Source organism: Arthrobacter sp. StoSoilB22 (assembly GCF_019977315.1).
Classification (GTDB): Bacteria; Actinomycetota; Actinomycetes; order Actinomycetales; family Micrococcaceae; genus Arthrobacter.
The window spans coordinates 2,736,434-2,758,739 of record NZ_AP024652.1; the positions used below are offsets into that span (position 1 = coordinate 2,736,434).

Below are 22,306 nucleotides of genomic sequence, written 5' to 3' on the forward strand. Positions count from 1 at the left end.
TGCAGCAACGGAAGGCTCAGACCACGGCATGATGCCCATGCCAGGACCCAGCGCATAGAGTCATAGTGTGGATAGAAGGCACGCAGCTTACGAATGGTTCCGGATCAACCGCTTTAAAGTGGACATGACGGCTACCTGCCTGCTGATTCTCCTCTTCGGTCCCGTATATCTGGTCGCCGACAGGCCCTGGCTGTTCCTTCTGTCCTGCAGCCTCCTGTTTCCCCTCGCCTGGCGACGTACGCGCCCGGCTGTGGCGGCCGGCGTCGTGATCCTTGTGTGCCTCATCCAGTGGGCCGTGGGTGCGGAACCGGTAGCGGGCCAAATCGCGGTCCCGCTGGTCATCTACGCAACGGCTGCCTACGGACCCGCGTGGGCGAGCCGGACGGTTCTGCTGGCCGGGCTCGTCGGTGGGGTCATGCTCACCACACGGCTCTTTTCCACTACCGCCGAATCCGGAATTCTGGGCCTGACCATAGGCGCGCTCTATACCGTGCTGATATGGATGCTTGTATTGGTGAGTTGGACACTTGGTGACCTGACGCGCGTCCGCCGCCTCCAGCTTCAGGCACTGGAGGACCGAACACGGCGACTCGAAGTGGAGCAGATGCAGGAACGGAAACTGGCCGCTGCCGACGAACGCTCCCATATAGCCCGCGAGATGCACGACATCGTGGCGCATTCGCTGTCCGTCATCATTACCCAAGCGGACGGCGCACGATACGCGGCTGCGGCACAACCCGAGCTCGCCACCGAAGCACTGGCCACCATTGCAGCCACGGGCCGGGATTCCTTGGGCGAAATGAGAAGACTGCTGGGGGTCCTCCGATCGGACGAGGACTCCCCTACCCGCCCACAACCCCGGCTTTCAGATCTCGATGAACTCCTCCTCGGCTTCCGCGCTGCGACACTTCAGGTGGCCTTCGAACAGACCGGTGTGCCCCGCAGGGCCCTTCCTGCCGGCGCCGAACTCACTGCCTATCGAATCATTCAGGAAGCACTCACCAATGTGATGAAACACGCCGGCCCCAAGGCGACGGCGGGCGTAACGCTCACATGGCAGGCCCGAGGCCTGCAAGTGGACATCATCGACGACGGCCGGGGCGCCGCTGCTGATCCGCCAACGGCAGGCGGCGGTAACGGGCTTCCGGGAATGGGCGAGCGAGTCTCCCTCTACGATGGTTCCTTGACCGCAGGCCCGGTACAGGGCGGCGGTTTCCGTGTGTCCGCATTCATCCCCTATTCGGAGGCCTAGCCATGCCTGAAGTTCCTGCGCCCATTCGTGTGGCGCTCGTTGATGACCAGCAATTGGTGAGGTCCGGTTTTGGCATGTTGATCAATTCCCAGCCGGACCTGGAGGTGGTGGCTGAGGCAGGAAACGGGATGGAGGCGGTACAGGCCCTGAGCGCCACTGCCGCCGACGTGGTCCTGATGGATGTCCGCATGCCCGGTATGGACGGCATTGAAGCAACCCGTCGAATTTTGGAACAAGCTGCGGCACAGCCCTCCGGCTCCCAACGGGCCGAAATCAAAATCGTGGTCCTGACCACGTTCGATCTGGACGAGTACGCCCTTGCCGCGATTCAGGCCGGTGCCAGCGGGTTCCTCCTCAAAGATGCACCGCCAGAGGAACTACTCGAGGCCATCCGCACCGTCTACCGCGGTGACGCCGTGATCGCTCCTTCCACCACCCGGCGCCTGCTTGACCACGTGGCACCGCTCCTGAGGACTCAATCGCCGGAGCAAACTGAACATGCAGCCGCAGTCGAGCGCCTGACCACCCGCGAGCGCGAGGTATTCCAGCTGATCGCACAGGGACAGTCCAATCCGGAGATAGCAGCGGGTCTGTTCCTTTCCGAGGCAACGGTAAAGACCCATGTGGGCCATATTCTGGCCAAGCTTGGTGCACGGGACCGCGTCCAGATTGTAGTCATTGCCTATGAGACCGGCGTGGTGGCGCCGGGTACTTAGGCAGCCCTGCACTGCGGCGGCCTGTCTCAGACCACGGTATGAACGGGCCCCCGGAATAATGGGCCCGCAGCCCGATCCTCCAGCGCAGGGCTGAAACATAGCGTGGAACCATGACAACATTCACGTCTCTCCCCCACCCGTCAGGAACCGATCGTCCGGCAGGCTCGTCAGGCGCTCAGGCCCGTCCCGCTGTGGAGGCTCATGAGCTGACCAAGAGCTACGGCCGCGCCGATACCACCGTGACTGCCCTGAACAAAGTGTCCGTGAGCTTCGACGCCGGAAAGTTCACTGCCATCATGGGGCCGTCCGGCTCCGGCAAATCCACTTTGATGCATTGTCTCGCCGGCTTGGATACGGCTGATTCCGGACGGATTGTGCTGGGCGGCACGGAACTGACAGGGCTCAACGACCGCCAGCTCACGGCGCTCCGCCGTGAGAGGATCGGCTTCGTTTTCCAGGCATTCAACCTGGTGCCCACCTTGACTGCCGAACAGAACATCACGCTCCCCCTCGCTTTGGCAGGAACCACTGCCGACGCCGGATGGCTGGATACCGTTGTCACAACCCTTGGGCTCAAGGACCGTATGAAGCATCGGCCACATGAGCTCTCCGGCGGCCAACAGCAGCGCGTGGCTGTTGCCCGGGCGCTGCTGACTAGTCCCGACGTCGTGTTTGGTGACGAACCAACCGGCAACCTCGACTCAAAGGCCGGCGGGGAAGTATTGGCACTGCTGCGCCGGAGCAGCCAGGAGATGGGGCAGACCATCATCATGGTCACCCACGATCCCGTGGCCGCCAGCTACGCGGACCGCGTAGTGCTGATGAGCGACGGAGGCCTGGTGGGCGAGATTCACCATCCAACGGCAGACTCTGTGCTGACCGCCCTCGGCAAGCTGGGGGCCTGAGGCATGTTGCGTGTTGCCGTCTCCCAATTGACGACGCATTTCCGACGATTCGTCGCTATCGGGCTTGCAGTCATGTTGTCCGTCATGTTTCTCTCGGCCACCCTTATGGTGGGCGCCAGCACCAATGCCTCACTGGGCGCGAGTATCGGCGAGGCGTACCGCAACGCCGATGTTGTGGCTACGTCCAAGAACGGGGAGCCGTTCACCCAGGCTGCGGTGGATGCAGCCGTTTCATCCCCTGCAGTCCAGGACAGCTACGCCGAGCGTTCCACGTATGTGACGTTCGTGGCCGGTGGCGGTGAGCAGTACGGGCGCCTGCGCAATGCGGCGCCGGTTTCCCTGGAGAGTGGCATGCTGTCCTCAGGGTCCATGCCATCGAGCCGCTTGGAAGCCGCAATTGACGTCAAGACTGCCGAGCATTTGGGCCTCACAGTCGGCAGTACCGTGGAGTTGCGCGGCGCGGGACCGGTCAAGACAGCGAAGGTCACCATATCGGGCCTCATGAAAGCCACTAACGATCCTTTCTCGTCATCGGCTGCCCAGTTGGTGGGTTCGGAATCGGTTCTGAACGCCGTGCAGGACGCGGGCGCCGGGTATTCGGGGCTGCAGTTCGCGCTCAAGCCCGGGGAAGACGTCACCGCAGCCAAGGACTTCATCGCACACCGTATGGAAGCGGCCGGCACCGTTGGACCCGTGCTGGAAACGGCGCAGGAGAAGGTCACCTCCACAGTGGCCATGCTCAGTGCCGGCCAGGATCAGTTGACCGTTGTGTTGCTCGCTTTCGCTGGAGTGGCCATCCTTGTTTCCACTTTGGTGGTAGCCAATACGTTCTCAGTCCTGGTTGCCCAGCGGACCAGGGAGTTGGCTTTGCTTCGGTGCCTTGGTGCCGGCCGGTCACAGATCCGCGGATCCGTCATGCTGGAGGCGCTGGTGGTCGGTTTCATTTCCTCGGTTGTGGGCGTCCTCGCTGCCACCGGCCTGATGACCGGCTTGATTGCCTGGGCCAAGTCCCAACCTGAGCAAGCCTTCGCCACACTGGCGGTACCGCCGTCGGCCATCATTGCCGGCCTGGTAGCCGGCACGCTCCTGACGGTGGTGGCTGCCCTGGTACCCGCGAAAGCGGCAACAGCCGTGGCACCACTGGCGGCCCTCCGACCGGCCGACGACGCCACCGTGGGCAACCGGCGAGGCAAGATCCGCCTTATCCTGGGCCTCGTGGCCGTGCTGGGCGGAGCCGTCTTGCTGGTGTACGGCAGCCTGACGGTCTCCTTGCTGGTGGCGTTGCTCGGGGGTGCTGCCTCGTTTGTGGGCATCCTGCTGTGCTCCACCCTGTTCATCCCATCCGTGGTAGCCATGGCAGGCCGATTGGCAGCACCGGCCGGTGTGCCCGGCAAGCTCGCAGCAGTTAACGCGACGCGAAACCCTGCCCGCACTTCCGCTACGGCCGCTGCACTGCTGATCGGGGTCACGCTGGTCTCCCTCATGATGACGGGGGCGGCGACGTCCAGGCAGGCATTCAACGACACCTTGGCGGAAAACTATCCGGTGGACCTGTCCGCTCAGACAGCAGTGGACGGCACCGACCCCACGCAGGCCCTGTCTCGAATCAAAGCCCTCGACGGCGTCAGCGCTGCGGTGCTGCTCCAACCGTTGGGAACGCTGCAGGACGGAGCGACGCCTGACGCCGCCACCACCGTCTACGGGCTCTCCGCCGTTGATGCCGCATCCGTACTGCGCGACAACAAACTCAAGCCAGCGCCAGGCACCGTGTACCTGCCTGAAGACTCCGGGCAGGGACCAGCAGACATCTCGACGGCGGCAGGCAGCGTTACGCTCGACGCCAAGGTTCTGCGAACCCGCCACGTACCCGCCTTTGTGGAGAGTTCCAGCATCTCTTCAGCTGCGTTGCCGGAAACGCCGGGCATGGTGTGGGTGAAACTGGACGATTCGGTCTCCGGGGACCGGGTTCAGGCCATCCAGAAGGACATCGCGTCCGCTCTGGGTGTTCATGAGCGCACTGTCAGCGGTGCAGCAATTGAGCGAGTGACCTTCAACAGCATCATCGATGTCCTGTTGCTGGTGGTCACTGGGCTCCTTGGTGTCGCAGTGGTGATCGCGTTGATTGGCGTGGCCAACACCTTGTCGCTGTCGGTCCTGGAGCGGACGCGCGAGAACTCGTTGCTCCGCGCCCTTGGCCTGACCAAGGGGCAGCTTCGCGGGATGTTGGCTATTGAAGCCGTGCTCGTCGCAGGCGTGGCAGCGATCATGGGAGCCGGCATGGGCGTCGTTTACGGATGGCTTGGAGCGCAGGCAACCCTGGGCGGCGTGGCCAGTGTTGTTCCGGCGGTGCCGTGGCTGCAGTTGGCAGCTGTCTTTGGCGTAGCCGTAGTCGCCGGACTTCTGGCATCGGTGGTGCCTGCCCGGCGGGCGGCACGGTTGTCACCGGTTGAGGGGCTAGCTACCGCCTAAGCCCCCGACGCTCTATCAGCTAATCACCCTTAAACAGAAACGCTCTCTCACTTCCTTGGATAGACCGGCAGGAAGTGAGAGAGCGTTTCTTGTTTACGGCTGTGATGTGAGAGAAGGTTTATGCCTCGGCGGGTTCTTCGTACCGCGGGAAGACAGGTGCAGGTGCCGGCAGCGCTGTCCCTGCCACCAAAGGCGTCGCGATTGCGGCGAACTGGCGGGACTCGCCTTCCGGTTGCCCAAGAACTTCCAGGAGCTTCGCGGACGACGACGGCATTACCGGTTGGGCGAGGATCGCCACAATACGGACAACCTCCAAGGTGACGTACAGGACGGTGTTCATGCGCTCAAGGTCAGTCTTACGCAGCACCCACGGAGCCTGCTCCGCGAAATACGCATTGGTGTCGCCCAGGACGGTCCAGATCGCTTCGAGGGCCCGGCTGAATTCCTGCTTTTCGAAGGCAGCGCGTGCAGTGTCCAGCAGCTGGCCGGCCTGTGCCAGCAAAGCATCATCCTCTGCCGTGAATGCGCCGGGTACGGGAACCTTGCCGTCGCAGTTCTTCGCCACCATGGACAGCGAACGCTGGGCAAGGTTGCCGAAGTTGTTGGCAAGATCCGAGTTCATGCGGCCCACAATGGCTTCGTGGTTGTAGTTGCCGTCCGCACCGAACGGAACTTCGCGGAGGAAGAAGTAGCGGCACTGGTCCAGGCCGTACTGTGCCACGAAGTCCTGCGGTGCCACCACGTTGCCCAATGACTTGGACATCTTCACACCATTGTTGGTGAGGAAGCCGTGGATCATGACGCGCTTGGGCAACTCCAGGCCTGCACTCATGAGGAAAGCGGGCCAGTAAATAGCGTGGAAGCGTGAGATGTCCTTGCCGATCACGTGGACGTCGGCAGGCCAGAACTTCTTGAATGATTCCGACTCGATGTCCGGGTAGCCCACGCCGGTCAGGTAATTGGTCAGGGCGTCGACCCAGACGTACATGACGTGCTTTTCATCGCCGGGGACGGGAACGCCCCAGTCGAAGGTGGTGCGGCTGATGGACAGGTCTTCCAGGCCGCGCCGGACAAAACTGATGACCTCATTAAAGCGCGACTGCGGCGCACCAAACTCCGGTTGTTCCTCGTACAGGGCAAGGAGTTTCTCCTGGTAATTGGAGAGCCGGAAAAAGTAGCTTTCCTCGGCGGTCCACGTCACCAGAGTGTCCGTTTCCTTGGAGTAGCGAAGCCCGTCCTCCTTCACCACGGTGTCGTCCTCGACGTAATATGCCTCGTCACGGACGGAGTACCAGCCCTCGTACTTGGACAGGTAGATATCGCCGTTGGCTTCCATCTTCTTCCAGATGGCTTGGGAGGCGGCGTAGTGGTCCTGGTCCGTGGTGCGGATGAAGCGGTCATGGGAGATGCCCAAGTCCTGGCTCATCTGCTTGAAGGCTGCCGAGTTGCGGTCAGCGAGCTGTTTGGCAGAGATGCCTTCCTTCTCGGCTGACTGCTGCATCTTGAGTCCGTGCTCGTCCGTTCCGGTCATGAAGAACACTTCATGGCCGTCAAGGCGCTTGAAGCGTGCCATGGCATCAGTCGCAATGACCTCGTAAGCGTGGCCGATGTGCGGCACGCCGTTGGGGTAGCTGATTGCGGTGGTGATGTAGAACGGGGATTTCTCTGGAGACGTCACTCTAAGAAGTTACCTTTTTTTGGGATGAAATAGCTTAGTTAAGTTCGGTCAGCGTATCGCTGAGCCGCACGAGCTCGTGGTCGTGGGAGGCAACCAGGACGGCAATGCCATCGCTGGTGGTGTCCTTCAGAATGCCGATGATGCGGTTGGCCGCCGCACGGTCAAGGCTGGCCGTGGGCTCGTCCACCACCAATACGCGGGTTCCCAGGATCAGGGCGCGGGCAATAGCCACGCGCTGACGTTCACCACCGGAAAGCTGCGCAGGACGGTGGCGCATGCGGCGTCCCAGGCCCACGAGGTCCAGGAGGTCCTTGGCCATCTCGGTACGCTGTTCCACTTCGCCATCGGGCACGGCGGGGAGCAGGACGTTTTCCAACGCGCTCATGCCGTCAATCAAGGCACCGCCCTGATCCACGTAGCCGATCAGCGCCCGGCGGCGGTCCGCGATCTCGTCGTCGCCCATGCTGTCCAGGGGCTGGCCCTCCCAGAAGACTTTGCCCGACGTCGGGAGCGTCAGTCCTGCGCTGACGGTCAGGATGCTGGTCTTACCGGAGCCGCTTCGACCGGCAACACAGTGCATTTCGCCGGAATGAAGGGTGAGGTTGAAGTCGTCCACCACGTCAACTTCCTCGGCTCCGCCTTTGTCGCCACCGTAGTGGATGGTGACCCGGCTCAGTTCCAGGGGTGTTGCGTGATCCGTGGCCCTCACGATGGTGTTGGCACGGGTCTGCAATGACTCTTCCGCCGATTCCGGGGTGGCCGTCAGCTCGGGGTTGGGATTGTCAGTCATTTGACTACTTTCGTTGCAATCGGAATCCAGCAAATTACGGCCAGCAGACCGGCCAGCCCGGCCCAAAGAGCCGCGTAGGGAGCCAGGAGCAGCCCCAGCCCCAAGGCGCCGAGGACACCCAGCGGAAGTGCCACCGTGCCCACAAGTGCGTTTTCAAAGAAGCGGACCTGGCCCAGCATGTCCGGGTTCCAGCCCATGGCACGCAAGGTACCGAGGTACTCCCGTTTGGCATGGAGTTCGAAGCGGCCGGTGACCAAGGTCAACAGGAGCCCGACAACCACACCGAAAACAGCGAGGATGACGCTCGGCAGGGCGATGCTTGCTGCGGCAAGACCACTCAGTGCGCTGGCGCCGGCAGCCCGGGGAATGTCGATCAGGAGCGCGATGAGGGCACCCACTGCGGCACCAAACACACCCACTGCCACGGCCAGAGAGATCGAGTTGAACCGGTTGGTTGTCAGCTGCCTGTTCGCAAATGTCAGCGGCGAGTCCACGGTGACCAGCCGGTCGTCGTGCTGCGGCTCCTGATCAATCACCACGCGGTGGCGCAACTGCTGGGCGGCCAGCAATGCAGCACCACAGTAAATGACAAGCATGGTCACCGAGACGATCACGGTGGCGATATTCCAGCTCAGCAGGCTCAGGACAATGCCGGCGGCAGCGAGAGCAGCGGCACCTACGCCGAACTCTTCCAGGACCCAGGATCGTATGCGTTTTTGCGTCCACCCCATGGCGCGAAGAATTCCGGCTTCGCTCCTGCGCTGGCGGATGTAGCTCACGGTGGAGGCACCCGTCAGGAGTGTGGCGCCAAGAAGGGTCAGGAACAGCAGGGTGATATTGGTTCCGGTGAGGGAGCCGGAGACGGCGTCGGCCGCGTCCTGCCGTACCCACGACTGCTGGACGGTGCCCAGCGGTGATTCCTTACCGGCGTCGTCTTTGCTATAGCCGGGGACAAAAATGTTGGCGTCCTCGCGGGCGGATCCAGCCACCACAGTGGCCTCAAGGCCCAGCTCGCGGATCTGGGTGGCAAGTTTCTCCACCTCGGGCTGTGCCGTCTTCCAGTTGCCGCTTGCTGATGCTTTGACCCGGATGGCGTCAATGACATCTGCGTTGCTGTCGTAGCCACGAGCTGCTGCCAGACCGTAGTAGTCGGTGATGGCTCCGGCGGACTGGCTGACCAGGCCCGTAGCGCTCAGGGACGGCTTCAGTTCCGTGCCCTCCACTTCTTTGCCCTCAGCGTCCTTGCTCAGCGTCATGGGAGTGGGGTCATAGCCGCCCAAGGGAAGCTTGTTGACGTCCCCGGCCGCAGACTTTACGGCGGCAGGGTCGAAGGTTCCGTACACCATGGGCAATGGTGTAGCCGGCTTCTTGCCCGTCTCCAGGTCCTCCCGGTAGGAACGTTCGTCAACCGGCTTGCGTTGCGTCTGGTCCACGGCTGCCCCAAAGGAGGACTTCTCGGGCAAACGGTTGACCGTCACCCAGTCTCCCGGGATGGCGCTCTTGTCTGTTGCACCGTTGGCGGCTTCATCGCCGTCCTTGTACTGCGGAGCGGCGGCAAAAGCGGTGCTCCAAGCGGCCGGGTTGTACAGGCCCTGGCTGAAGGAAGCCGTGCTGCCCAGCAATTGGCTGTGGTCAGTGGATCCCGGCCATTCGAGGGCGAACGGGGACTTGGATACGAACGGGAGGTAGTCCTTGTCCAAGGACCGCGTTACGGTGCCAACATCCTTGACCACCTTGCCACTTGCATCAAGTTCCTCGATCTTTACCGAGTACTGGAGGTCTAGGGAGGTGCCGGAACGGACAATCAGCGGGATGGCCTTGGAATCATTGGTCAGCAGGCCGTCGCGCTTGGCTTGCTGGTACTGCGTCATCAGCGGCGCCCAGTATTTGAGCTTTACACCCAGGAAATCCGGTCCTTCTTCCAGCTGGTCCATGCTGAGGCCGGTGGTGAAAAGACTTTCGAAGTGGCGTCCGATTGCACCGGCGTCACGGGCGTCTGCCGGAGGAGCTTTCTCCAGCGGTGCCAGGAAGTCTCCTGCGGAGCCCAGCAGCGCGCGCTCAGCGGCGGGGTCGACGGCGACGACGGACTCTGTCACCTCGGGCGCCAAGGGAAGCGCTACGGAGAGATTGAAGAGGTTATGCTCGGAGCCCAAGGCGGGGGCCGGGAACTTGACGCCGGTCTCGCCCTCGGGGCCCGCGATCCGGACGTTGGTGCCGCCCGCAGTCTGTTCCTGGATCAGCCGGCCCTTGCCCAAAGTACCTTCAGCGCTGGTCTTGAAGAGAGTCTGCTGGTTAACGCCGTCAGAGCTGGTGGCAGAGGCGGTCAGACGATACTTCTTGGGGGAATCAGAGAGCACGGATTCCGCTGCAGGCCATTTGCTGGAGTCCATGGCGGAGGGGTCCCCCGCCGTTACTGCCCCGGCAAGTCCCGCGTTGTACCCCAGGTAGTCCATGGCGTTAAGGCGAGGGGCCTCAAGGTTTTGCGATACGCGCGAGACCAGGCTGATGGGCGCGGCCACGGCCGTTTGGCCCATGGTCCGAATCTTCTCCAACTGTTCAAAGCTGATGCCGCCCTGGCCGTTGGCGATTTCCGGCTGGATCAATGCACCGCCGTCGCCATCTTGTGACTGGTCAGGCTTTGCCTGGACCAGGATGTCGTAGAGTCCCCGCGAGTTCTCGTCCACTGTCCTGTTCAGAGCCGCCTGCGACTGGCTCTGGACGAGGACGGACAAGCACATGGCGACGATCAAAATGGCCGCGGTCAGCAGCAGCACACGGCTTCTGATGAACCTTTGGACGGCGTTCATTGGGCTCCCTGAGACCTTGATTACGGGCGCGCACACATGCTCCGTTATTCCTCAAAAGACACAAAGGAATACCGGGCTGTATGTGCAAAAAAGTTGTGGCCGGCCTGCTGCCGGGTCCGAATTCCGGACCCAGCCATTGTAAGCAGACCGGCCACTCCTGCGTGCCAAGGTGTGTCGCCGGCACGCGAACCTAACTGATACGGATCAGTGCTAGTCCTCCAGGTCCACTTCGCGAACCATCTCAGCGCCAATACCGGCCTTGATGGCTTCCAGCACTTGCTGCGGAACGGAGCTGTCGATGGTCAGGAGTGCCAGTACCTGGCCGCCTTCGGTCTGGCGTGCCACCTGCATTCCGCCGATGTTGATGTTGTTCATGCCCAGGATGTGTCCAATGGTGCCAATCACGCCCGGACGGTCGGCGTAGGCTACAACCACCAGGTGTTCGCTGATGGGAATTTCGACGTCGTACCCGTTGACGCCCACAAGCTTTTCCACCTGCTTGGGACCGGTCAGGGTTCCGGCGACGGAAATCTGGGAACCGTCGCTGAGCGCACCACGGATGGTTAGGACATTGCGGTAATCCTCAGCGTCCGGGGTGGTGATGAGGCGGGTGTTGATGCCGCGCTGTTCGGCGATCACCGGAGCATTCACGTAGGAGACCTGCTCCGTGACGACGTCCGCGAAAACGCCCTTCAGTGCGGCGAGCTCGAGCACCTTGACGTCCAGTGCGGCAATCTCACCGGCTACCTCAACGTCGATTTGCGTCAAGGAAGCGTGGGTCAGCGCGGTGAAGATCCGCCCCAGCTTCTCGATCAGCGGGATGCCAGGACGCACGTCCTGAGCAATGACTCCGCCGGCTACGTTCACGGCGTCCGGTACCAGCTCGCCGGCGAGGGCGAGGCGCACGGACTTGGCAACTGAAACGCCTGCCTTCTCCTGGGCCTCATCCGTGGATGCCCCGAGGTGGGGGGTCACAATGACGTTGTCGAACTCGAAGAACGGCAGATCCGTACTGGGCTCCTTGACGAAGACGTCAACGCCTGCTCCGGCAATCTGGCCTTCCTTCAGCGCAATGTGAAGTGCTTCCTCGTCCACGAGGCCACCGCGGGCCACGTTGACCACGTAGGCCGTTTCCTTCATCTTGCGGAAAGCATCGGCGCCGAGCATCCCCACCGTTTCAGGTGTCTTAGGCATGTGAATGGTGATGAAGTCCGAGTTTTCCAGCAACTCATCCAGTGTGACCAGCTTGACGCCCAGCTGGGCTGCGCGGGCGGACGTGATGTAGGGGTCGTACGCCAGGATCTGAGTGTCGAAACCCTGGAGGCGTGCAGCCACCAAAGCACCAATGCGTCCCAGGCCGATGATGCCGATCTTCTTCTCAAAAAGTTCGATTCCGGTGTACTTGGAACGCTTCCACTCGCCGTTCTTCAACGCAGAGCTGGCCTGCGGAATGTGGCGCGCGAGGCTCAGGATGTGACCCACGGTGAGCTCAGCGGCAGAAACAATGTTGGACGTCGGGGCGTTGACCACCATAACGCCGGCCTGCGTTGCAGACTTGATATCCACGTTGTCCAAGCCTACGCCAGCACGGGCGATGACCTTGAGGTTCTTAGCCGCCGCGATTGCTTCGGCATCCACTTGGGTGGCAGACCGGACCAGGATGGCATCGACGTCGGCAATGGCGGACAGCAGCTGGGAACGGTCGGCGCCGTCGGTCTGTCGGATTTCAAAGTCCGGGCCCAATGCCTCGACTGTGGCGGGCGAAAGTTCCTCGGCGAGGAGGACGACGGGTTTGCTGGCTGACACGGGTGGCACCTTACTTTGGACAACTTTGGACAGAACTGGACAAGGAGCGGATGCGTGGCCCGGGGCACGGCGCCGGGACCAGCCCAGAATATCGAATCCGGGCCGGGATTCCGTTGCCGGGGAGCGATGTTACGGCCGGACCGGCGGCGGTTGTGAAGAAGTTCACAGCCCACACTGCTGTGCTATTCGGTGGAGAAACAGCGGATCATACGCAACAACGCCCGCCCGGCTGTGTTCGCCGGACGGGCGTCGTAGTGTGCGGCCTTCAGGCCGGCACGGAAGGATCAGCGGGCTGCGGAACCTTCAACGTAGTCAGCGTCCTGCTGCTGCCAGGAGAACAGGGAGCGCAGTTCGCGGCCGACCTCTTCGATGGGGTGCTGCTCAGCCTTGGCACGCAGTTCCTTGAACTCGGCGCCACCGTTATCCTGATCATCGATGAAGCGCTTGGCAAAAGCACCGCTCTGGATGTCCGCGAGGACAGCCTTCATGTTTTCCTTCACCTCGGGGGTGATGACGCGCGGGCCGGAAACGTAGTCGCCGTACTCTGCGGTGTCGGAAACGCTCCAGCGCTGCTTGGCAATGCCGCCTTCCCACATGAGGTCAACAATGAGCTTGAGCTCGTGGAGAACCTCGAAGTAGGCGATCTGCGGCTGGTAGCCGGCTTCGGTCAGGGTTTCGAAGCCGTACTGGACCAGCTGGGAAACGCCGCCGCAGAGGACGGACTGCTCGCCGAAGAGATCGGTTTCGGTCTCTTCGGTGAAGGTGGTCTTAATGACGCCGGCGCGGGTCCCACCGATTGCCTTGGCGTAGGACTTCGCCAGGTCCCAAGCGGAACCGGATGCGTCCTGCTCAACAGCGATGATGTCCGGGATACCGCGGCCGGCTTCGAATTCGCGGCGCACAGTGTGGCCGGGAGCCTTCGGGGCGATCAGGATGACGTCAACGCCGGCCGGAGCTTCGATGTAGCCGAAACGGATGTTGAAGCCGTGTGCGAACGCAAGTGCCTTGCCCTCGGTCAGCTTGTCCTTGATGGAGTCGTTGTAGATCGCACGCTGGTGCTGGTCCGGTGCCAGGATCATGATGACGTCGGCCCATTCGGCGGCGTCAGCAACGTTCTTGACAGTGAAGCCTGCGTCCTCTGCCTTGGCGGCCGACTTTGAGCCGTCCTTGAGCGCGATAACGACCTCGACGCCGGAATCGCGGAGGTTCAGTGCGTGGGCGTGGCCCTGCGAGCCGTAGCCAACGATTGCTACCTTGCGGCCCTGGATGATCGACAGGTCTGCGTCATCGTCGTAGAACATTTCAGTCACTTGCGTAACTCCTCTTGAGTGGTTTTTCGTAGATATTGATAGTGGTGCTGCGGTACTGGACGCAAGGCTCACGCGGAGCGGAGCGCCCTGTCACTCATGGAGCGGGATCCCCGTCCAACGGCCAAGGTGCCGGACTGCACGATTTCACGGATGCCGAACGGCTCGAGCACTGACAGCAGCGCGGCGAGCTTCTCGGGGGTACCGGTTGCCTCAATCACCAACGAGTCTGTGGACACGTCGACGACTGCGGCACGGAACAGGTCTGCAGCTTGGGTTACCTGCAGACGTGTCGCGGCATCCGCACGTACCTTGACCAGGATGTGGTCACGTTGTACGGAAGATTCTGAAGTCAGTTCAACAATTTTGATCACGTTGACCAACTTGTTGAGCTGCTTGGTGACCTGCTCAATGAGGTCGCCGTCGGCGTCGACGACAACCGTCATGCGGGACATGCCCGGAACCTCAGTGGGTCCCACAGCAAGGGAATTGATGTTGAACGCGCGCCGGGCGAAGAGGCTGGCCACGCGGGTCAGCACGCCGGGCTTGTCTTCGACCAGAACGGACAGTGTGTGACGGCTCATGCCTAGTCCTCCTCTTCCCATTCCGGGGTCATGTTGCGGGCAACTTGGATCTGGTCATTGCTGACGCCCGAAGGCACCATCGGCCACACCATCGAGTTGGGGCTGACGACGAAGTCGATAACCACCGGGCGGTCGTTGATTTCCAGCGCCTTCTGGATGGTGGCGTCAATGTCTTCGTCGCGCTCACAACGCAGTGCGGCGCAACCGTAGGCATCAGCCAACTTGACGAAGTCCGGAATCCGGATGGTGTCGTGGCCTGTGTTCAGATCCGTGTTCGAGTAACGGCCCTCGTAGAACAGCGTCTGCCATTGGCGGACCATACCCAGCGAGGAGTTGTTGATGATGGCCACCTTGATGGGGATGTTGTTAATGGCGCAGGTGGCCAGTTCCTGATTGGTCATCTGGAAGCAGCCGTCCCCGTCGATGGCCCACACCACACGGTCCGGTTCACCAACTTTGGCGCCCATGGCTGCAGGAACCGAGTATCCCATGGTTCCTGCGCCACCGGAGTTCAGCCAGGCGTGGGGGCGCTCGTACTTGATGAACTGCGCGGCCCACATCTGGTGCTGGCCCACGCCGGCCACGTAGATGCCTTCCGGACCGGTGAGTTCGCCGATGCGCTTGATCACGCGCTGCGGGGCGGTCAGGCCGTCCTCGGGCTCCGTCCAACCCAGCGGGTAGGTGTCGCGGAGGTTGCCCAGGAAGGCCCACCACGAATCCAGGTCCGGGGTCCCGCTCAGCTCAAACTGTGTCTTCACGGCCTCGGTGAGTTCCGGAATGATTTCCTTGACCGAGCCAACGATCGGAACATCGGCAGTGCGGTTTTTGGAGATTTCCGCGGGGTCGATGTCAGCGTGAATGACCTTGGCAAACGGGGCAAAGGTCTTCAGCACGCCGGTGACGCGGTCATCAAACCTTGCACCGAGCGTTATCAGGAGGTCGGCCTGCTGGAGCGCGGTTACGGCAGAGACGGAACCATGCATGCCTGGCATGCCAACGTGCTGCGGGTGGGAATCCGGGAAGGCGCCGCGGGCCATCAAGGTAGTGACCACGGGAGCGCCGGTAGCAAGCGCGAGTTCCATGAGCTCGGCAGAAGCATGGCCCTTGACCACGCCGCCGCCCACGTACAGGACCGGCTTGCTGGAAGCAGCGATCAGCTTGGCAGCTTCACGGACCTGCTTGTTGTGTCCCCGCACGACGGGACGGTAGCCCGGCAAGTCAACCTTCGGCGGCCAGGAGAAGGTCATCTGGCCAACTTGGGCGTCCTTGGCAATGTCCACCAGGACAGGTCCCGGGCGGCCCGTGGATGCGAGGTGGAAAGCCTCTGCCATGACGTGCGGGATGTCATTGGGGTCAGTGACCAGGAACGAGTGCTTGGTGATGGGCATCGTGATTCCCACGATGTCCGCTTCCTGGAAGGCATCGGTTCCGATGACTCCGCTGGAAACCTGGCCGGTGATGGCTACCATCGGCACGGAGTCCATGTGGGCGTCCATGATGGCGGTAACGAGGTTGGTGGCACCGGGTCCTGAGGTGGCGATGCAAACGCCAACCCGTCCGGTAACCATGGCGTAGCCTTGCGCGGCGTGGCCGGCTCCCTGTTCGTGACGGACCAGGATGTGATTCATGCTGGAGGCCATCAAGGGGTCGTAGGTGGGCAGGATCGCGCCACCGGGCAAACCGAAAATATCGTCCACGCCGAGTTCTTCGAGCGAGCGGACAATTGCTTGTGAGCCGGACATCACCGTTGGGGGTACAACAGTGTTCGGCCCAAGTACAGGAGAGAGAGGTGCAGCAGCGTCGACGACGACGGCTTCAGCCGTACGGTCGATCTTTTCCGGAGCTTTGTGGGCTCCAGCGGACTTTGCAGCCATCAGCGAGGGGCTGATCGGCGATCCTTTGCTCATCGGACTCTTCCTTAGTGGATCTTCATTAGATGGGTCTTGCTTCGGGGAATAAAAAAACCCCTCAGCCTTCCGGCTCTTCGAGGGGTTTGCGCGTGACGGTTCGTTACCAGTCGGGCTAAGCCACGCGCTTGGTAAGGACGACGACGCCAACGGTAACGAATGTGATCATGCGTTCAGTGTTCCCTCAAAGTGAGATACGTGTCAATTGACCACTATCGTATCTCACTATTTGGACAGCCATGTCCGCCTGCCGGACTCCGACTGTGTCTCAACAGTCGGAGTCCACGGCAGGAATTATCCGCAGTACGCCCCGGTGGAGGCACTGTGGACGAGCTTTGCGTACTTGGCCAGCACGCCCTTGGTGAACTTTGCGGGCAGCGGCTCCCAGCCCTCCTTGCGGGCTTCGAGTTCGGCGTCGTCCACCAGGAGGTCGAAAGAGCGCGCGGCGATGTCCACACGGATGCGGTCGCCATCCTTCACGAAGGCAATGGGCCCGCCGTCGACGGCTTCCGGCGCAACGTGGCCGATGCACAATCCTGTTGTGCCACCCGAGAAGCGGCCGTCGGTCAGCAGCAGAACGTCTTTGCCAAGCCCTGCGCCCTTAATGGCTCCTGTAATGGCCAGCATTTCGCGCATGCCCGGCCCGCCCTTGGGCCCTTCGTAGCGGATAACCACCACGTCACCCTTGCTAATCTCACCGTTATCCAACGCGCTCAGCGCGCCCTGCTCGCGCTCGAAGACACGAGCAGTTCCTTCAAAGACATCCGCATCGAACCCGGCGCTTTTCACTACGGCGCCTTCCGGGGCCATGGAACCGTGCAGGATGGTGATGCCGCCGGTCTTGTGAATGGGATTGTCCAAGGCGCGGAGGATCTTGCCATCAAGGTCAGGCGGGTTGATGGAGGCGAGGTTTTCGGCGAGGGTCTTGCCGGTCACGGTGAGGCAGTCACCATGCAGCAGTCCGGCGTCGAGCAGTGCTTTCATGATGACCGGCACGCCGCCAATTTTGTCGACGTCGGTCATGACGTAGCGGCCGAAAGGCTTGAGGTCCCCCAAGTGCGGGATTTTGTCGCCAATGCGGTTGAAGTCGTCCAGCGTCAGTTCTACTTCGGCTTCCCGGGCGATCGCGAGCAGGTGCAACACAGCGTTGGTGGAACCGCCGAAGGCCATGGTGACCGCAATGGCATTCTCGAACGCCTTTTTGGTCATGATGTCGCGGGCCGTGATCCCCAGACGCAGCAGGTTAACTACCGCTTCGCCGGACTTGCGTGCGAAATCATCACGACGGCGGTCTGCCGACGGCGGGGCGGCTGAACCCGGAAGGGACATGCCCAAGGCCTCACCGATGCAGGCCATGGTGTTGGCCGTGTACATGCCACCACAGGCGCCTTCGCCGGGACAGATGGCCTTTTCGATCCGGGTGAGGTCTTCCATGCTCATCTTGCCCGCAGCGCAGGCACCGACTGCCTCGAAGGCATCGATGAGGGTGACCTCCTTCTCGGAGCCGTCTTCAAGCTTGACCCAGCCCGGCATGATGGAGCCTGCGTAAAGGAAGACCGACGCGAGGTCCAGGCGGGCAGCAGCCATGAGCATGCCCGGGAGGGACTTGTCACAGCCTGCCAGCAGCACAGAGCCATCGATGCGTTCGGCCTGCATCACTGTCTCCACGGAATCCGCGATCACCTCACGGGAGACCAGGGAGAAGTGCATGCCCTCGTGGCCCATGGAGATACCGTCCGAAACGGAGATGGTACCGAACTGCATGGGGAAACCGCCGCCGGCGTGGACACCTTCCTTGGCGCCCTGGGCAAGGCGGTTCAGGGAAAGGTTGCAGGGTGTGATCTCGTTCCACGAACTCGCGACACCAATTTGAGGTTTGGCAAAGTCGCCGTCGCCCATGCCCACCGCACGGAACATGCCACGGGCCGGCGCCGCGTGAATGCCGTCGGTCACCACCCGGCTGCGGGGTTTGATGTCCGGGGTATTCTCTGTCGCAATCTGGGTGGCGTCACTCATGGTCCAAAGTCTATGTCTACCGGGCCTCTGCCGGCGCTGTTGCACGCCGCATTAAGCCCATACTTTTTCCATGGTGCGGTCTTTGCGTCATCCATCCGCCGCTCCACAAATGGTCAGTAGGGAGATGTTTTCGGGCGAAGCAGCAGGTCAAACGCTGGACAGCCCATTAGCAGGCACGTAACGTCGGGAATACCACGAGCTGCAACCCTGTGAGCAGAAGGGCCTCCACCATGGACTGGTTAATTTGGGTCATTGTCATTGTTTTGGTCGTCGCTATTGTTTGGTGGCTGATGAACCGCAACAAGACGCGGAATGCCGATCCCACCTCAACCCACGCCACCGCCGAGGATCGCACCGCCGGGGTATCCGGCACCACTCCCCCGGCAGCGACGGCGCCCGCCAGTACGGGATCCATCCCGGATGCCGGTGCAGCCGCAGCAGGGGTGGCAGGCCTGGCAGGTGTGACCAATCTCGGCAAAGCGGCCTCCGAGGGCAGTGGCCCCCGTGCCGACGAACCCGATGTCAGGGAGCCTGAGGTCATCGAAGCCCGTGCCGACGAACCCGCCCCACCCGTACCCGCACCTTCCGGAGAAGCGCACGGGGCCTCCCCCGCCGCGGCCGATGTAGAGACCGAGCCGCGTACCGCCGTCGACGATTCACCCGCCGTTGCCGCCTCTGACGTCCACCCGGCTTCCACACCCGGATTGACGGTGGAGGAACCCGTCATCGCAGCCCCCTCAGTGGCCGATCCTGTCATTGACGAACCAGTGGTGGACGAGCCCGTCGTGGATACTGACGCCAAGGTCCACGCGGCTGACGCCGGCGATGTTGACGACTGGGACTCGGGTTCCACAACGGCAACCTCCGCCCCCAAGGCTGATGACACGGCCGCAAGGGATACCGCTGAGGACAAGGCGGAGTGGGAATCTTCATGGACCGATGCAAGCGGTACCCCGGTCCATCACCACGAGTACACCGATGCACATTCACCCACCCTGCCGGGGGCCGAGTCCGCTGCCGCCGAAGACTCGGCGGGCACTGGTCATCTGGCCGTCGAGCACCCTTACGGCACGGGCTCCTCCAGCGCACCCGGGGACTCCTATCCCGTCAAGGCCAGCGCGTCCGCCATGACCTACTTCGACGAAGACACTGCAGGCTATGACGACGCTGCCGCCGACGTTTGGTTCGAATCATCCGCCCACGCCGAAGCTGCCGGTTTCCGGCCTCCACGTCGCAACAGGCACTGACTTTCCCCCAGCGGTCATGAACGCAGCGGTCGGGGATACAAGAAGGCGCCCCTCGGAAACCCGCGATCGTTGGGTGCCCGCTACTTCTTATGCCCTGTTGCTGGCAATCCTGGTTGTCCTGCCTGGATGTACGGGCAGTCCGTCGTCTCCGGGCACAGCGGCAACACCAGCGGCATCGGCAAGTCAGGGCACCGCTACCGCACTGGGCGGGTCCCTTTCGCCGGGGTCTCAGTCCACGCAAGCCGGCGAATCCAAGCCCGCCGCGCCACAAACTCCGGAAGTCACCCAAAAACTCGACGTCGGACTGCAGCTGCCGTGGTCGGTGGTCTTCCTGCCGGACGGCACTGCCGTGGTGTCCGAGCGGGACACCGCTCAGGTAAAGAGCATCCGGGACGGTCAAGCCACTACCTTAGGCGAGGTGCCCGGCGTCGAACCCGGCGGAGAAGGCGGGCTGTTGGGCCTTGCCCTCTCGCCGGAATTCGTAACGGACCGCTGGATGTACGCATATTTCACGTCCTCGGACGACAACCGGATTGTGCGCATGAAACTGACCGAGGATCCAAGCGGCATGGTGACTTTGGGGAAGGCTGAAGTGATTTTCTCCGGAATGCCCAAGGCTTCCACTCATAACGGCGGCCGGATTCGATTCGGCCCGGACGGGTTCCTCTACGTCGGAACCGGTGACTCTCAGCGTCGGGAGCAGCCGCAGGACACGAACGCCTTGGGCGGCAAAATCCTACGACTCACTCCGGAGGGGCGCCCGGCGCCAGGGAATCCTTTCGGCGACAATCCCGTGTACAGCTACGGGCATCGGAATGTGCAAGGCCTGGCCTGGGACAACGCCGGACGACTCTGGGCCAGTGAATTTGGTCCTGACGTGGATGACGAACTGAACCTGATTACCCCTGGAGGCAATTACGGTTGGCCCACCGTGACTGGAGCGCCCGGCCGCAGCGGCCTGATCGACGCGAAGGTCGTCTGGCCCTCAACGTCCGACGCCTCACCCAGTGGGCTGGAAATCGTGGACGGCGTTGCCTACACAGGGGCGCTCCGGGGACAACGGCTTTGGGCGGTTCCCCTTAACGGGGAGACCGCAGGCTCCCCTGTGGCCTACTTCACAGGAGAATATGGGCGCCTCCGGGATGTAGCCCGCGCTCCTGATGGCACACTCTGGGTCATCAGCAACAACAGAAACCCTGATTTTGCGCTGATTTTGAGGCCTGCGCCGTGATGCCAGTGGCGGTATGCCGCGGATTTCACACTTGGACAGAAGTGGTGTAGAGTTACATGTCGTTGCGGAGATCGCCGGGGAAATAAAAGCTTGCCCTTGGGATCGAAATCAACAGCTGCACCTCTAGCTCAACTGGCAGAGCAATTGACTCTTAATCAATGGGTTCCGGGTTCGAGTCCCGGGGGGTGCACAAAACAAAAGGCCTTGGTGTGAATATCACGCCAAGGCCTTTTTTGTGTTAATTCATGCCGCTTCCTGCACCGACCACATGGCGTTCATCACGCAGGGCCGAATGTGGTCCGTGACCACAAAAAACTGGTGTAGAGTTATTTGTCGTTGCAGAGGCCAACGGGGAATGCAAATTCCCTCATAAGCCGAAACAATAGCTGCACCTCTAGCTCAACTGGCAGAGCAATTGACTCTTAATCAATGGGTTCCGGGTTCGAGTCCCGGGGGGTGCACCACAAAGTAAAGGCTCCGGATCGCATCTACGATCCGGAGCCTTTCGCGTTTCCATGCCGAGCTTCCCGCAGGAAGCCCGGCAACGGGCTCAGGTCAGGCCTGCGGCAAGTCGGTGTTTTCCGTGTGGGCTTCCTGCTCCGGCGCGGGCAACCCCGCCAGGCCCCGGACGACCAACCGAAGTTCCTCCCGCAGCCGGACGGTGTCCACGGCAACGGGGGACAGAACATCCTGCTCAAGCTTTACTGCCTCTGCAAGAGCTGCAATGCCGGCGTCAGTAAGAGTCACCACGTGACTTCGGCGGTCGGAGTCACTGCGTTGTCGGGTGACATGCCCGTGCAGCTCCAGCCTCGCGAGGGTGGTACCCATTGTTTGGGCCTTGACCCGCGCAACTTCGGCCAGAGCCGCCTGCGTGATGGCACCCTTGGCAGCCAACACCTGCATGGCAATGACACCGGCGTGGGTAAGACCGATGGACTTCAATTTTTCGTTCCACGAGATTTCCACCAGGCGCGCGGCTGTCGAAAGCAAACGGGTGGTGGGCCATCTCTCCATATCTGGCATGCCGACAGTATATGCGCGGAAGCGGTGAGGACGCGGCCTCGCCCACTAAACTGGAAAATCGCGACCACTGGTAAGGAGAACATTTTGGCTGAACGACTTATCCCGGGAGATGCCGCCCCGGACTTCACACTTCAGGATGAGACCGGCAAAAGCGTGAGCTTGTCGGACCTCCGCGGACGAAAAACCATCCTCTACTTCTACCCGGCCGCTTCCACTCCCGGGTGCACCAAGGAAGCACGCGATTTCCGCGACTCCCTGGGGTCACTGCAGGCTGCAGGATACGAAGTGGTGGGTGTCTCCCCCGACCCCGTCAAGGCACTTGCCAAGTTCTCCGAAGAAGAACAACTGACCTTTCGGCTGCTATCGGACGAGGATCACACCGTCGCCGAGGCATATGGGGCCTGGGGTGAGAAAAAGAACTACGGCCGCAGCTACATGGGATTGATCCGATCCACCTTTGCGGTTGATCCCGATGGAAAGGTTTCCCTGGCCCAGTACAACGTGCGCGCCACCGGGCACGTAGCCAAGCTCCGGCGGGATCTCAAGCTGGACAAGTAACGGGTACACT

16 protein-coding genes and 2 tRNA genes are annotated in these 22,306 nt (G+C 62.0%); 9 read left to right on the forward strand and 9 right to left on the reverse strand.

What is annotated here, in order from left to right; all coding sequences use genetic code 11:
• Window positions 1–67 precede the first annotated feature (67 nt).
• The 4 genes from LDN70_RS12755 to LDN70_RS12770 all read left to right on the forward strand — a co-directional run bounded on the left by LDN70_RS12755 (window position 68) and on the right by LDN70_RS12770 (window position 5,342).
• Window positions 68–1,252 carry a sensor histidine kinase gene (locus LDN70_RS12755; RefSeq protein WP_223940472.1) on the forward strand — a complete coding sequence of 395 codons (1,185 nt, stop codon included), beginning with the start codon at window positions 68–70 and terminating at the stop codon, window positions 1,250–1,252.
• Between the two features lie 2 nt (window positions 1,253–1,254).
• A complete protein-coding gene (locus LDN70_RS12760) occupies window positions 1,255–1,968 on the forward strand; it encodes a response regulator (protein WP_223940473.1) in 714 nt (237 codons plus the stop codon).
• A 110-nt stretch (window positions 1,969–2,078) separates the two neighbouring features.
• Window positions 2,079–2,873, forward strand: coding sequence for an ABC transporter ATP-binding protein (locus LDN70_RS12765; RefSeq protein ID WP_223940474.1), 795 nt, complete (start codon window positions 2,079–2,081; stop codon window positions 2,871–2,873).
• A gap of 3 nt (window positions 2,874–2,876) precedes the next feature.
• On the forward strand, window positions 2,877–5,342 hold the full coding sequence (locus LDN70_RS12770) for an ABC transporter permease (RefSeq protein ID WP_223940475.1): 2,466 nt from the start codon (window positions 2,877–2,879) through the stop codon (window positions 5,340–5,342).
• Between the two features lie 118 nt (window positions 5,343–5,460).
• On the opposite strand, the gene metG is transcribed toward LDN70_RS12770, so the two are convergent.
• From metG to ilvD, 8 genes are all read right to left on the reverse strand, one after another.
• The gene (gene metG / locus LDN70_RS12775) at window positions 5,461–7,020 is read right to left on the reverse strand and encodes a methionine--tRNA ligase (RefSeq protein ID WP_223940476.1); all 1,560 of its coding nucleotides are present in this window, start codon (window positions 7,018–7,020) and stop codon (window positions 5,461–5,463) included.
• Window positions 7,021–7,054: 34 nt separating this feature from the next.
• The gene (locus LDN70_RS12780) at window positions 7,055–7,810 is read right to left on the reverse strand and encodes an ABC transporter ATP-binding protein (RefSeq protein ID WP_166840275.1); all 756 of its coding nucleotides are present in this window, start codon (window positions 7,808–7,810) and stop codon (window positions 7,055–7,057) included.
• Entirely contained in the window at window positions 7,807–10,617 is a 2,811-nt protein-coding gene (locus LDN70_RS12785) for an FtsX-like permease family protein (protein ID WP_142938728.1), read from the reverse strand. Before LDN70_RS12785 ends, LDN70_RS12780 begins: the two co-directional genes overlap by 4 nt.
• Window positions 10,618–10,827: 210 nt before the next feature.
• The gene (serA, locus tag LDN70_RS12790) at window positions 10,828–12,423 is read right to left on the reverse strand and encodes a phosphoglycerate dehydrogenase (RefSeq protein WP_142938727.1); all 1,596 of its coding nucleotides are present in this window, start codon (window positions 12,421–12,423) and stop codon (window positions 10,828–10,830) included.
• Window positions 12,424–12,707: 284 nt separating this feature from the next.
• A complete protein-coding gene (gene ilvC, locus LDN70_RS12795; protein ID WP_142938726.1) occupies window positions 12,708–13,733 on the reverse strand; it encodes a ketol-acid reductoisomerase in 1,026 nt (341 codons plus the stop codon).
• 68 nt (window positions 13,734–13,801) lie between these two features.
• Window positions 13,802–14,314 carry an acetolactate synthase small subunit gene (gene ilvN / locus LDN70_RS12800; RefSeq protein WP_011775174.1) on the reverse strand — a complete coding sequence of 171 codons (513 nt, stop codon included), beginning with the start codon at window positions 14,312–14,314 and terminating at the stop codon, window positions 13,802–13,804.
• A 2-nt stretch (window positions 14,315–14,316) separates the two neighbouring features.
• The gene (locus tag LDN70_RS12805) at window positions 14,317–16,221 is read right to left on the reverse strand and encodes an acetolactate synthase large subunit (RefSeq protein ID WP_011775175.1); all 1,905 of its coding nucleotides are present in this window, start codon (window positions 16,219–16,221) and stop codon (window positions 14,317–14,319) included.
• 294 nt (window positions 16,222–16,515) lie between these two features.
• Entirely contained in the window at window positions 16,516–18,237 is a 1,722-nt protein-coding gene (gene ilvD / locus LDN70_RS12810; RefSeq protein WP_223940477.1) for a dihydroxy-acid dehydratase, read from the reverse strand.
• Window positions 18,238–18,467: 230 nt separating this feature from the next.
• Here ilvD and LDN70_RS12815 point away from each other — a divergent pair, with 230 nt between their 5' ends.
• The 4 genes from LDN70_RS12815 (at window position 18,468) to LDN70_RS12830 (ending at window position 21,179) form a co-directional block, all read left to right on the forward strand.
• The gene (locus LDN70_RS12815) at window positions 18,468–19,484 is read left to right on the forward strand and encodes a sunset domain-containing protein (RefSeq protein ID WP_223940478.1); all 1,017 of its coding nucleotides are present in this window, start codon (window positions 18,468–18,470) and stop codon (window positions 19,482–19,484) included.
• Between the two features lie 16 nt (window positions 19,485–19,500).
• A complete protein-coding gene (locus LDN70_RS12820) occupies window positions 19,501–20,715 on the forward strand; it encodes a PQQ-dependent sugar dehydrogenase (protein WP_223940479.1) in 1,215 nt (404 codons plus the stop codon).
• A gap of 117 nt (window positions 20,716–20,832) precedes the next feature.
• Window positions 20,833–20,905: transfer RNA gene (locus LDN70_RS12825), tRNA-Lys, on the forward strand.
• A 198-nt stretch (window positions 20,906–21,103) separates the two neighbouring features.
• Window positions 21,104–21,179: transfer RNA gene (locus tag LDN70_RS12830), tRNA-Lys, on the forward strand.
• Between the two features lie 91 nt (window positions 21,180–21,270).
• Here the strand turns inward: LDN70_RS12830 and LDN70_RS12835 are convergent.
• The gene (locus LDN70_RS12835) at window positions 21,271–21,738 is read right to left on the reverse strand and encodes a MarR family winged helix-turn-helix transcriptional regulator (protein ID WP_142938722.1); all 468 of its coding nucleotides are present in this window, start codon (window positions 21,736–21,738) and stop codon (window positions 21,271–21,273) included.
• Between the two features lie 84 nt (window positions 21,739–21,822).
• Between LDN70_RS12835 and bcp the strand changes: the two genes are divergently transcribed.
• Complete coding sequence (gene bcp / locus LDN70_RS12840; RefSeq protein ID WP_223940480.1) at window positions 21,823–22,296, forward strand: thioredoxin-dependent thiol peroxidase; 474 nt, start codon at window positions 21,823–21,825, stop codon at window positions 22,294–22,296.
• The last annotated feature ends 10 nt before the right edge of the window (window positions 22,297–22,306 follow it).